The sequence below is a fragment of the Coprococcus eutactus genome (assembly GCF_025149915.1).
Lineage (GTDB): Bacteria > Bacillota > Clostridia > Lachnospirales > Lachnospiraceae > Coprococcus > Coprococcus eutactus.
In genome coordinates this window covers 1214795-1228297 of record NZ_CP102278.1, presented here as the reverse complement: position 1 = coordinate 1228297, position 13503 = coordinate 1214795, and the positions used below count along the sequence as shown (strand labels likewise).

Annotated in this window: 11 protein-coding genes; all 11 read right to left on the bottom strand. The window is 43.9% G+C overall.

Annotated elements, in window-relative coordinates:
• Nucleotides 1–97 precede the first annotated feature (97 nt).
• Nucleotides 98–1435 (bottom strand): sensor histidine kinase, encoded by a 1338-nt coding sequence (locus NQ536_RS05240; protein WP_004849013.1) that lies wholly within the window; start codon nt 1433–1435, stop codon nt 98–100.
• A 37-nt stretch (nt 1436–1472) separates the two neighbouring features.
• A complete protein-coding gene (locus tag NQ536_RS05235; RefSeq protein ID WP_004849011.1) occupies nt 1473–2147 on the bottom strand; it encodes a response regulator transcription factor in 675 nt (224 codons plus the stop codon).
• Nucleotides 2148–2480: 333 nt separating this feature from the next.
• Nucleotides 2481–3560: a translation elongation factor Ts gene (gene tsf / locus NQ536_RS05230; RefSeq protein WP_004849009.1), complete on the bottom strand. Its 1080-nt coding sequence runs from the start codon at nt 3558–3560 to the stop codon at nt 2481–2483.
• 179 nt (nt 3561–3739) lie between these two features.
• The gene (gene rpsB / locus NQ536_RS05225; protein WP_022058417.1) at nt 3740–4474 is read right to left on the bottom strand and encodes a 30S ribosomal protein S2; all 735 of its coding nucleotides are present in this window, start codon (nt 4472–4474) and stop codon (nt 3740–3742) included.
• Between the two features lie 200 nt (nt 4475–4674).
• Entirely contained in the window at nt 4675–5373 is a 699-nt protein-coding gene (locus NQ536_RS05220) for a hypothetical protein (RefSeq protein ID WP_004849005.1), read from the bottom strand.
• 21 nt (nt 5374–5394) lie between these two features.
• Entirely contained in the window at nt 5395–6264 is an 870-nt protein-coding gene (locus NQ536_RS05215) for a hypothetical protein (protein WP_004849003.1), read from the bottom strand.
• A gap of 19 nt (nt 6265–6283) precedes the next feature.
• Entirely contained in the window at nt 6284–7495 is a 1212-nt protein-coding gene (locus NQ536_RS05210) for a hypothetical protein (protein WP_004849001.1), read from the bottom strand.
• A gap of 74 nt (nt 7496–7569) precedes the next feature.
• The gene (gene codY, locus NQ536_RS05205; protein ID WP_004848999.1) at nt 7570–8334 is read right to left on the bottom strand and encodes a GTP-sensing pleiotropic transcriptional regulator CodY; all 765 of its coding nucleotides are present in this window, start codon (nt 8332–8334) and stop codon (nt 7570–7572) included.
• A gap of 343 nt (nt 8335–8677) precedes the next feature.
• Nucleotides 8678–10753 carry a type I DNA topoisomerase gene (gene topA / locus NQ536_RS05200; RefSeq protein ID WP_004848998.1) on the bottom strand — a complete coding sequence of 692 codons (2076 nt, stop codon included), beginning with the start codon at nt 10751–10753 and terminating at the stop codon, nt 8678–8680.
• Nucleotides 10754–10822: 69 nt separating this feature from the next.
• Nucleotides 10823–11905 (bottom strand): DNA-processing protein DprA, encoded by a 1083-nt coding sequence (gene dprA / locus NQ536_RS05195; protein ID WP_004848996.1) that lies wholly within the window; start codon nt 11903–11905, stop codon nt 10823–10825.
• Entirely contained in the window at nt 11905–13437 is a 1533-nt protein-coding gene (locus tag NQ536_RS05190; protein ID WP_004848994.1) for a YifB family Mg chelatase-like AAA ATPase, read from the bottom strand. Before NQ536_RS05190 ends, dprA begins: the two co-directional genes overlap by 1 nt.
• Nucleotides 13438–13503: the final 66 nt, after the last annotated feature.

The following is a 13503-nucleotide window of genomic DNA, read 5'->3' as shown; positions in this document are numbered from 1 at the left end:
TTACTTTTGAAAAGTTATAAAGTTTGAGATTTTTTCCTGAAACATTGTTTTTGTTCTATATGTTTTTAGTTTCTCTTGTGATAAGTTTTCTCTATCCTCAAAGCGTTACCTGAAATGTAATATATCCATCCTTGTCGCATTTGGCTGTTATCTTGCCCTTATGGGCCTCCACTATTGATTTTGCAAGGGAAAGTCCTATTCCGGAGCCACCGGTCTCGGAATTTCTTGAGCTGTCCGGTCTGTAAAATCTCTCAAACAATATGTCCTGGGAACCTTCATCCATTTCATCCGTAAGATTTCGAAGCATAAATCGAACTTTTCTGCCATCACGTCTCAGCGATATGTCTATAGGCGTTGTCTCGACCGCATATTTCATGGCATTATCCACCAGTATGCTTATAAGCTGACGAATGGAATTCTCATCTCCCGTATACTTTATTCCATCCTCAATATCAGCATTTATCTTCTTGCCTCTAACTTCTGACAAGGTTGAAAAATGGTCTATCACCTCATATGCGACCTCTGAGAAATCAAACTCGGACTTCTCCCTTGGCTCAGGATTCTCGTCCAGCCTTGACAGGGCAACCATCTGATTTGTTAGTGACGTAAGTCTCCTGACCTGGTCTCTGGTGTTCTGAGTCCACTCGCTCTCACCATTCACCATCTCTATAACCTCTGTATTTGCATCTATGATGGTAAGAGGTGTCTTGATCTCATGGCTCGCGTCAGTGATGAATCTCTTCTGCTTCTCATAGCTGTCAGCCACAGGCTTGAATATCTTCTTCGACCAGAAAAGCACCAGCGTGAATACCGCAAGAAATCCCAGCAATGAAACTCCAACGCTATACACCAGCGTATTTTTGAAAGACTCAATCTCCTGACGGCAGTCCACAAATATTATCCTGCTTCCACCTGTCTCATCATCACAGTCCACCACCATATATCTGTATATATCTATGAACCCTTTATCAATACCGTCAGCAATTATCTGCTCAGCGTACGATTCTGCATCAGACTCATTAACAGCCGCTATATTATCGAGACTGTAAGAAACCACAATTCCATCCAACACAACCACTGAAAAAAATCTGGTCTGAAACGGTGTTTCCGGTGAGAATTTGTCACCACGCTTCTTACCAAGCTTTTCAGGTGGCTGTATGTTTTCGGATTCATCCTGTTTTGTGACCGCATTTCCATCCGACTCTCCTGAGTTCGAAGGCAACTGCCCATCTTTATGATCTGGCATCAGTTCCTTCATAAAATCTCGGCTGTCAAACTGTCCATTGTTGTCCGCAAGTTCATCCAGGGTATCATCAGCCCTTGAAACCATACGTACATAATTGGCAACGTTCAATATACTCATTATGACAAACAGAACGCCAAATGTAGATGCCATCGCCGCAAATATAAACCTCTTCCTAAGACTTTTTATCATATACTATCCTCTTTTCACCTACGCATAAACTCTAAATTTATTCAGAATATTCCAGTGTATATCCTTGATTTCGGACTGCCTTTATCGACACCTTAGAGCCTATCTGTCCCAGTTTTTTTCTTAGATATGATATATTTACCCACACTACGCTTATCTCAGTATCGGTGTCATACCCCCATATCTTCTCCATCATGAGCTCTGCAGATATTATGGATTTCTGATTTGCCATGAGAAGCTCCATGATCTGATACTCTTTGTTCTGCAGCTTGACACTTCCACCACCAGAACTGAGTTCATAGTTAAGACTGTTCAATGTGCAGTCACCATATATCACATCGGTGCTTACAGCCTCGCTCTTTCTTCTGGTTATAGCACGTATCCTCGCAAGCAGTTCCTTCGTATCAAATGGCTTTGCAAGATAATCGTCGGCACCGAGATCAAGTCCATTGATCTTATCATCAGTCTCTGACTTTGCAGTGAGCATTATGACTGGCACATCACAGCCCTCCGATCTGATCTTAGACAGCACTGTAAATCCATCCATCTTTGGCATCATGACATCAAGTATAACCCCATCATACACCCCCGCCATAATATAATCATAGGCTTCCTGCCCATTATATACCGCATCCACAGAATAATTATTATGTTTCAATATCACCTGAAGGGCACTTGAAAGAGCCTTCTCATCCTCCGCAAGAAGCAATCGCATAATCTCATCTCCGTTTCACTTTATTGTCAGACAGCATATGCTTAAGCCATCCTTATAATCCATATTATAAGCGCAAAACTTAAATCAAACTTAAACTCTCAATACATCCGCAATAGTCTGCACCAGTTTGCCCATATATACCATACATATTCCTGTCCCTTTCTCCTGTATATCTTCATTGCAATTATATTTTACGAGGTACAGTATTTCAATATAGACAGGTGAAAAGCGATCAATACTACACGAAAAAGCAAAACAAAAAAACCTTACGGTCTACCCTGAAGTAAACCGTAAGGCAATCATTCTTATTTTATATTCAAATCGTGGAACAGATTAAACGTTCATCTGCTTTGCAACCTCAGCTGCGAAATCCTCGTTCTTCTTCTCCATTCCCTCGCCGACCTCGAAACGAACAAACTTAACGATCTTGAGATCCTTGTTTACTGACTCAAGGTACTTGGCAACTGTCTGCTTTCCATCCTCAGCCTTTACATATACCTGATCAAGAAGGCTGATCTCCTTAACCTGCTTTGAGATACGTCCCTCAACAAGACCACTGAATATCTTGTCTGCAACGATTGCGTCCTTATCAGCCATAGCAAGCTCTGCAAGCTGTGCCTTAGCCTCCTTTGAAAGGAAGTTGAATAAGAAGTTCATGTTGCTCTTCTTCTCTTCGTAAATAGCTACATCCTCAGCGCTCCATACGCCATCAACAGCCTTTGCGATCAGCTTGTTAAGGATTGGCTTTGGAAGTGTATCAGGTGCATTGAGTGCACTGTCAACTGTGATCTCCTTGAGCTTAGCCATAGCGTCTGCTGAGATGTCTGCTCTGCTGATGTACTGTGGGTTCATAGCTGCGATCTGCATTGCCACATTCTTGAGAGCTTCCTTTGCAGCGTCATCGCTTGCGCCGTTGCCAGCTACGATAACACCTATTCTACCATTGCCATGTAAGTAATCAACAACTACATCGCCTGTAACCTTCTCAAATCTACGGAATGATAACTTCTCTCCGATCGTAGCAGTCTTGTCAACAAGCTCTTCCTTAAGTCCGTTCTCACCAAGAAGTGCCTCAACATCCTCGCCATCCTTGCCACCAACGAGTGATGAAGCAAGTGCCTGATCAGCTATCTGCTGAACAAATGTCTGGAATATCTCATTCTTAGCAACGAAGTCTGTCTCTGAGTTAACCTCAACAACAACACCTGTTGTATCATTAACTGCTGCACGGCAGATACCCTCTGCTGCGATTCTGCTTGCCTTCTTCTCAGCCTTAACCGCACCGCTCTTACGAAGTACATCTACTGCTGCTTCCATATTACCATCAGTCTCTGCAAGTGCCTTCTTGCAATCCATCATACCAGCACCTGTAAGCTCTCTTAACTCTTTAACCTGAGCTGCTGTAATTGCCATCTTTTTCTACCTCCAAATTTGAATATTGACATTCTCATAATCATGTTTATGTCATTTTATTAAAGCCTTTCAGCCCGTATATGTCTCTTTAAAAGTCACGGGATAATACTTTTTATTATATTACCCCGTTACTTTTTATAATCATTTATTACTTGTAATCAATTATGATCAACTACAGATTACTCCTCTGTAGCCTCCTCAGCCTCTGCCTCTTCTACTGAATCAGCGTCAACGCCCTGCTGAGCCTCGATAACAGCGTCTGCCATCTTTGAAACGATAAGCTTTACAGCTCTGATAGCATCATCGTTACCAGGAATTACATAGTCAAGCTCCTCTGGATCACAGTTTGTATCAGCGATACCAACAAGCTTAATTCCAAGTGACTGAGCCTCCTGGATACAGATTCTTTCCTTCTTAGGATCAACAACGAAGATCATGTCTGGGATTCTCTTCATGTCCTTGATACCACCAAGGTTCTTCTCAAGCTTCTCCATCTCTTTCTTGATCTGGATAACTTCCTTCTTTGGAAGAACATCAAATGTACCGTCCTGCTCCATCTCCTCGTACTTCTTGAGAGTAGCGATTCTTGTCTGGATTGTCTTGAAGTTTGTAAGCATACCTCCAAGCCATCTCTCATTTACATAGTACATACCGCAACGCTCTGCCTCGCTCTTGATTGAGTCCTGAGCCTGCTTCTTTGTACCAACAAAAAGGATTGTTCCGCCGTTTGCAACACAATCACCGATTGCATTGTAAGCATCGTCAACCATTCCTACTGACTTCTGAAGATCGATGATGTAGATACCATTACGCTCTGTGTAGATGTATGGCTTCATCTTAGGGTTCCATCTTCTTGTCTGGTGTCCGAAATGTACACCTGCCTCTAATAACTGTTTCATTGAAATAACGCTCATTTTTTCTACCTCCATGGTTAAAATCTTCTGCCAGTATCAACTCTTTGGACCACCCGAGCACAGGCACCACGCCAACTATCAACCAGCATGTATATTTGTTCTGCGCACTCACGCAATCGACATTGTAACACAAAAAAAAAGTGCATTCAAGCACTTTTTTTCTGTATGTCAAATATATTGATCACTCATCTGTTTTTCACTTATTTCGCTCTATTCTTTATACTGCTTATTACATATGAAACACTGGCAATAACGAACAGCAGATATCCTATAGCAAGATCTCCCCAGAACGTGCTTTTCTGATCTACCACATCAAGGATATCGAACATTTCCTTGTAACAATCTGAAAATGCCATATCATAACCATAGTCACTGAACTCTTTATAGAGCTGTAAGCTGACGCTGAGTCTCTGAGAAATATATATCATGCCGATACACAGCACTACGCATATGATTATTCCCTTGATATCCAGACACTTACCAAATTTCTTATATCCCATCATAGCACATATTACCATGACCGCGCCTGACATTCCTGCGATATATCCCAATTTGTATACAATAACCCACATTGCAACACCCACGAGCGATCCCAAGAACGCTCCGACAATTCCAGTCACAACATTTGAACTGACAGTCTCTTTCCCAAATGTCTGTGTGTTCATTGCTGGCTGTGCATATCCCTGATTCTGGTTATACGAAACATCTACACCAAAGCTCTGTTGATCAATGCCATTTCCATAAGATCCCTGGAACTGTCCATTCTGATTGGTATTATATCCATACTGCTGTCCACCATAATTTTGGTCATAACCATACTGCTGTCCTGCATAATTTTGATCATAGCCATACTGCTGTCCTGCAAATCCATTTATCTGCTGTTCTTCGTTATTCATCATTTTATCCCCCTTTTTATCCCTCTACTGGTGTCCGAGCAGAATCCATACAATCCCGCCATTTGTTTCATTTCCAGTAAATGTATATGTTCCTGACACAAGGCTGTTCGAATACCCTGATCTGAGCAGCCAATCATAATACTCATCTGCATCGCGAAGTCCTATCTGTTCAAGCAGCTGACAGATCTCATACGCTGACATTCCATCAACGATCGTGATCTGACCGCCGCCATTATCATACTTTATTGCACTCGGCTTAGGAGCCTCTGTATTAGCCTCGGTTGTCTTTTCTGTCGTTGCCGTTGATCCCGACTGTGAATTCTTGTCCTCTGTATATCCATTATCCTTAGATGATGGTACTTTCTGTGTGTTGTCACTCAGATCATTGCCGCCCTGTGACGATCCATTATTGTCACTAGATGAAGATCCGCCCTTATTACCAGTCGACGTTCCAGACTTGTCCCCTGTCGATGCACTACTCTTATCATCCGAGCCAGCCGTGCTGCCCGCATTGCCATTTCCTGTGTTGCTGCCGTCTTTGGTGCTTTTGCCGTTGCTGCCACCAGAGTTGACATCGCCTTTTCCATTGATATTGCTGCCCTTCGTGTCTGATGAAACCTTCTCCGTGGTATCCTTTGTAGAGTCCTTTGCAGCATCTTTTGTATTATCTTTTCCTGTTGACTTCTCTGTGGTGTTCTTTTCCGTCTCAGTGGTCTTTGCTGTTTCCGATGTGGAACCCGTGTTTTCTGTATTATCCTGCTGAACAACTTTTGTCGTATTGCCCTGGTCTGAATTATTCTTTCCGGCATTGTCAAAGTTAAATGCAACAGTAACGGTAAGAGCACCCACGATCAAACCTGTTCCAAGTCCTCTGAAAAAACTTTTTTTATACATTTCTTACCTCCCGACCGCTTTACTGCCTGCCAGTCTCATCTGAATTCTCTGTAATTTTTACCTCGTTTATCTGGTCGATCATAACCTTGGCCTCGCCGACACCGATTCCAAGTTTATTTGCAATTTCCATTATGCTGAGTCCTTTTCTGTGAAGCTCAGCCACCTGTGTCTCTGTGTCAACACCTTCATCCCAGATATCCAAAGGCCTGTTCTGTGCAGTTTTTTTCTTCTTTTTCTTCTTTGATCTGTTGTTTCTACTCTTCTGAGGTACCGGTACAACATTTCCCTCCTCTATAGCTGCTGCCATCTTCTCTGGGTTTGCTGCTTCGACAACCGTGAATGCACTATCTGTAACCTGCTTATCCTCTATAGAGACAACTGACTCCTGAGCTTCGTTTACAACTGCACCTTCTGTCTCCTGCTCAGGCACATCGCCATGCTCAGCATCCGCCGTATCGGAAGCCTGTTTCTCAAGTTCCTGATCGATCATATCTCCATCATCCTGATCTGCTGTATCTGACTCTGCCTCATCTGTCTCTGTCGCATCTGTTTCATCATCATCTGTCTCGCCTGCAGCCGGTTCATTAGCTATACTGTCATTTTCCTTCTCATCTTCTGGCTTTGCAGACTCGTCATATGTTATAGGCTCTTTCTCGCTTGTGTCGTCCGGGTCATATGACTCGTATGCCTCCGTCAGGCTCTGATTGATATAATCTATCATCTGCTTCTTCGCCTTCTCGGAGAGCTGTGAAGAGCATGCCTCAAGCTCTTTTCTCATCTTATCCTTTGCCGCCTCAATGCTGGATTCATAATCCGCCATAGCCTTATCTATCCTCTGTGTAGCATCGGATGTCATATCATTAACTCTCTTGTCTGTTGATGCTTTTAACTCATCTATCTCTTTTCTTGCACTCTCCCTGTATTCATCGATCTCCTTCTTTGATGAATCCCTGATCTCGGCAAGCTCTTTCTTTGATGAAGCCTTCACCTCATCTAGGCCTTTCTTCATGTTATTCTTGACTTCATCGCCCTGCTTTTTCAGATCATTTTTCTTCTTTTCTACAAGAAGATCACAATATTCATCGAGCTGTTTCTCAAGCTTCTCCCTGCTGTCTGCAAGCGTACCATCCGTCTCATTCTCCTTCTTGCCGTCTCCGATAAAAAAGCTAATCACTACTATTGCAAGACCTACTACCAATGTCACTATTGCCGCTATAATATTCGGTGTCATATTTCTTCTCCTTTTATATGTTATAACGTATTTCTATCGCATACTTATATCCTAAATGGGTACTGTATAATTCATCAGGCATCCTTCAGTTCATCGAACACAACATCATTTAACACTTTGATGTATGTCCCCTTCATTCCCGAAGATCTCGCCTCTATAACTCCCGCGCTTTCAAACTTTCTGAGGGCATTCACTATAACAGACCTTGTTATACCTACCCGATCCGCCACCTTGCTGGCAACCAGTATTCCCTCCTCGCCGTCAAGCTCTGAGAAGATATGCTTTATCGCCTGAAGCTCTGAGAACGAGAGTGTGCTGATCGCTGAACGAACTATCGCGATCTTGCGGTTCTCCTCCGCATTCTCCTCGTTGAGAGCCCTCATCATCTCAAGGCCGACGACCGTCGTTCCATATTCTCCAAGAATGATATCATCAATATCGTACTCAGTCCCAAGTCTGTACAAAAACAGAGTTCCAAGTCTCTCTCCGGCAATGTCTATCGGAAGAAGCAATCCATGATACTTGTCGATATCCACTCCGTCAAATCCGAGTGTCGTTAGGTTGACATTCTCTTTTGTAGACAAAACAAGCAGAAGTCTCTCGTTGAGCATGTTGTCTATAAGGCTTCCTACCTTTCCCTCGATCAGCTCGTGGATCTCAGGGATATCTTCCCTGTTCTTAAGTCCAAGTATCTTTCCCTTCTTGCTAATAACCATGGCGTTCGACGCCAGAATATCGCTGAGCACATCACAGATATCGTTAAACACGACCTTATGTGAATTGTTATTGTGCAATAACTTGTTTATCTTTCGTGTTTTATCTAACAATTGTACACTCATAAGTTATCCTCCAAATTTTTGTGTAATAATATGTAACAAAAAGTATCTTTTGCGCGAATTTTTATGACTATTTGAAATTCTATCACAATGAATTACTCATAACAAGCCTATTTTATGTAAAGTAGGCATGAATTTAAAAATTTAAGAAAGTGTTGATTTTACTTGCATTTTTAGCCACAACATATTGTGGTAGGATCATTTTTCGACACAATTTTCAACATTATGACAACCTAAGCGTTTTGCTAATTTTCACACAATTATATAAAATAACAGACAATACAACAAAAATCCCGTGGGAAATCCGGATTTCTCCTTCCCTCCCACAGGATATATAATCTCATTTTTAATTTTCTGCCGCCTTATTGTTACATGTATACCCACATTTCTGATCAGCACATACAAGTTTATTGCCCTTGACGACCATGTAGCCACCGCACTCAGGACACTTTTCGTTGCTTGGCATCGCCCATGACATAAAATCACACTCAGGAGCCTTTATACATCCATAGTATCTTCTACCCTTCCTTGTGGTCTTTATGACAACGTCAGCACCACACTTTGGACATGCAACGCCTATCTTCTCATAGAACGGCTTTGTGGATCTGCATTCAGGAAATCCCGGGCATGCAAGGAACTTGCCATGAGGGCCATACTTTACTACCATATTGCGTCCGCACACATCACAGACCTCATCCGACACCTCATCTTCAATCTTTATGGACTCAAGTTCTGCCTCCGCTTTCTTTACCGCCTCATCGAGATCTGGATAGAAATTTCTGACTACGACCTTCCAGTCAACTGCACCCTCTCCTATATTATCAAGAAGTGACTCCATGTTTGCTGTAAAATTTACATCTATTATAACAGGGAACGCCTGCTCCATACTCTGGTTCACCGCATCTCCCAAGGCGGTAACATAAAGCTTCTTCTGTTCTTTTGTTATATATCTTCGCGCAAGTATCGTTGATATGGTTGGTGCATAAGTACTTGGTCTTCCTATACCCAGTTCCTCAAGAGTCTTTACGAGAAGCGCCTCCGTGTATCTCGCCGGTGGCTGTGTAAAGTGCTGCTTTTCATCAAGGCTGTCAAGATTCAGCACATCGCCCTCAGACAGATTGTTGATACCTGCCACACTCTCTCCTCTGTCATTGTCCAGATTGTACACGGCAAGGAAACCATCAAATGCTATCTTGGATGCTGATGTCTGGAATACAGCACTGCCACATCCAACCTTCACGTTCTTGACTGAATATACAGCACCCGACATCTGGCTGGCAAGGAATCTGTTATATATAAGCTGGTACAGTCTGAACTGGTCATGGGATACCTGATCCTTTATCATGACCGGTGAAAGTGCCACATCCGTAGGACGTATAGCCTCATGTGCATCCTGTATCTTCTTGTCAGTCTTGGCTCTTCCATTGGAATCCCCGATATACTGCTGCCCAAAATTGTCTGCAATATATGTGTCTGCTGCCGCAACAGCCTCCTCCGATATTCTGGTGGAATCCGTTCTCAGGTATGTTATAAGACCGATTGTTCCACGGCCCTTTATGTCAACGCCCTCATACAGCTGCTGGGCTATCCTCATGGTCTTTGATGTTGCAAAGTTGAGCTTGGACGACGCCTCCTGCTGCATCGTACTCGTTGTAAATGGAAGCGGAGGTTTCTTGTTTCTCTCGCTCTCCTTTATGGACTTTACAACATACTCTCCGCCATCAAGTGACTTTAATATCTCATCGAGTGCAGCGCGTCCGGATATCTCCTCTTTGTTTGTTCCATCTCCTGTAAACTTGAAAGTGATAGGCTTTTTCATCTTGCCGGCTATGAGATTCGCATCCAATGTCCAGTATTCCTGTGGTATAAAATCATTTATCTCTTTCTCTCTGTCACACACAAGCTTAAGCGCAACTGATTGGACACGGCCTGCTGAAAGGCCTCTCTTGATCTTTGCCCAAAGGACCGGACTTATCTTATAACCAACCAATCTGTCCAGAACTCGTCTTGCCTGCTGTGCATCAACAAGATTCATATCTATATCTCTCGCCTGCTTTATTGAATTCTTGACTGCATTCTTTGTTATCTCATTAAATGTAATTCGCTTGTAATCCTTATCCTCAAGCTTGAGAGCTTTCATAAGATGATAGGATATAGCCTCTCCCTCACGGTCCGGGTCAGTTGCGAGATATATCTTATCCGCTTTCTTCACCGCTTTTCTGAGTGCCGCAAGAATATCACCTTTCCCTCTTATAGTGATATACTTTGGCTCGAAATCATTATCAACGTCTATTCCCATCTGACTCTTAGGAAGATCTCTAACATGTCCGTTTGAAGCTATGACCTCATAGTTTGACCCCAAAAACTTTTTGATTGTCTTAGCCTTTGCCGGAGACTCAACAATAACAAGATTTTTTGCCATAGGTATCTGTTCCTTTCCGTAATATTCTGTGTATAGTCACGAAGCTGTGCAGCGCCTCTCCCTGATATCTCAGGCCCTGCAGTAATAGTTTCTCACCAACTGTTTTACCAGCCTCTTCTTCTCTAATTCAAATAGTATCTGAGCTGTCTCAGACACCGTCATCCCAGCCTCAAAACATATATCATCAATATGTCTTGATTCCAAACGTACACAACTATACACTTTTTTCTCTGCAGGTGCAAGTAATTTTTTGTTAAGGAACTGTCCTTTGACTGTCTGTATTCCAAGTTCTTCCAATATATCCTCAGACGATGTAACACACATTGCGCCCATTTTTATCAGATTGTTACAGCCCGCGCTGCCCGTATCAGTTACTCTTCCCGGAACCGCATACACATCTCTCCCCTGCTCCAGTGCCTGGTCGGCTGTGATGAGGGAGCCACTCTTCTCACGGGCCTCCACCACCAGCACACCGTCTGACATTCCGCTTATTATCCTGTTCCTGTAGGGAAAACGAAATGCCTCCGGTGCCACATCAAGTCCACTTTCCGAGACCACAACGCCTCCGCCATTTACTATGCTGCGGTATATATCATAATTCTCTCTTGGATAAGGCACATTTATACCACTTCCAAGAACTGCCACCGTCTTTCCACCGCCGGATAACGCCGCCCGATGTGCAGTCCCGTCTATCCCAAGTGCCATTCCGCTAACTATCGTAACACCTGCTGCCGACACATCCGCCGAGATCCTGTCCGCCATCGTTCTGCCATACACCGAGGCCTTTCTGGCTCCAACAACCGCCACCGCCGGAGCCATATCCTTCAGCACATTTATATCTCCTGCAGCAAACAGCAGCATAGGTGGATCCGGAATATCATACAATTTTCCAGGATAACAGTCATGCCCTGGATATACATACGTGATATGCCCAGCCTCCAACCTATTCCTGTATTCAAGTACAGCATGCTCCGTCCTGTTCTCCATTACCATTTCAAACTGTTTCTTCGTAAGACTTTCCTGCAAGACCTTTTCTGATGTCTCCCACAACCCACGGATGCCACCAAACCTGAATGCAAGCTCAATCTTCTGGGTGTGTACCATGCGGTTCATCATTCCATACCAGAGATATAGAAGTTCGTCATCTATCATCAGACTGCACCTCCCCCATCCGCATTTCTGAAAAACACCGCTTCCTCAAGATGCCTTACGTTCACATCCTGATCACCGTCAAGATCCGCTATGGTCCTTGCAATTTTGAGCACCCTGTAGCTTCCTCTTGCGGTGAGTGAGAGTCTCGTAAAGCAATCTTCCATAAATTCTTTTTCTGCGTTTCCAAGCGGTATATATTTTTCGCACATGCCGGAGTCGAGCTGCGAATTAAACCGTATGTCCTCACCCTTATACCTGCACAGTTGTATATTCTGGGCAGCCAGGACACGTGCCCTCATCTCTGATGATGAAGCGCCAACTCCGTCCCCGAACAATTCGCCATACTGGACCTTCCTCACATCCACATTTATGTCTATCCTGTCCAGAAGCGGCTTACTTATGCGCGCATTGTAATTTCTTATCTGGTTCACCGTACATGTGCACTTGTTTACATCCGGGTACTGTCCACATGGACACGGATTTCTCGCCGCAACAAGCATAAAGTCCGCTGGAAACCTGTAAACGCCATTAAGTCTTGATATGTTGACCGCCCCCTCCTCAAGTGGCTGGCGCATCACCTCAAGCACACTTCTTCCAAATTCAGGCAGCTCATCAAGAAAAAGGACACCTCCGTGGGCCAGGCTTATCTCTCCTGGTCTTGGATCCCTGCCGCCTCCTGACATGGCATGCAATGAGATCGTATGATGAGGGGATCTGAAGGGGCGCCTGTTTATTATGGAGGCGCCATCCTTCAAAAGTCCTGCCACACTGTATATCTCTGTTATCTCTATGCTCTCTTCTAATGTAAGCTTTGGCAGTATGGTTGGAATGCGTCTGGCTATCATGGATTTGCCCGCGCCGGCAGGGCCGGTCATCAATATATTGTGCATTCCCGCCGCCGCTATCTCAACACCCCTCTTCAATGTCTCATGCCCCCTAACCTCAGAGAAATCACATTCCCTTCTGTCAGGTGCTTCTCCCAGCAGTCCGTCTACATCAACATATTCCGGCTCTATGGCACTTATTCCACTGAGATAATCTACAAGCTCTGTGAGACTCTCCACCGGTATAACTGTCATACCATCTATGATCGCAGCCTCCTGTGAGTTGCCAGATGGGACTATGCACTTTCTGATTCCCTGCGTATAGGCATGATGAACTATGGCGAGAATTCCTGTGACCGAACTTACATGTCCGTCAAGGCCCATCTCACCTAATATAAGTATATTTTCAATGGATTCCTGTGGGATGATCCCCATAGACGCAAGTATTCCTACTGCAATTGGAAGGTCAAACGCCGTTCCCTCTTTTCTGATATCCGCCGGAAACAGATTAATAGTGACTCTTTTCGGCGGCAGACTGAAATTGGAATTGCGAAGTGCGGTCCTGACGCGTTCTCCGGCCTCCCTGACGCAGGCGGACAGATATCCAACCATATTCATCATAGGAAGACCGTCATGTATATCCGTCTCAACAGATATAAGCGTTCCCTCCACACCTCGAACAAGTCCACTTAAAACTTTACTGTACATGTCTTATGTGTGCTCCTTTCTGTCCTTCCGGACAGCCTCTCCATTCGAAGCACATATCATATAAAC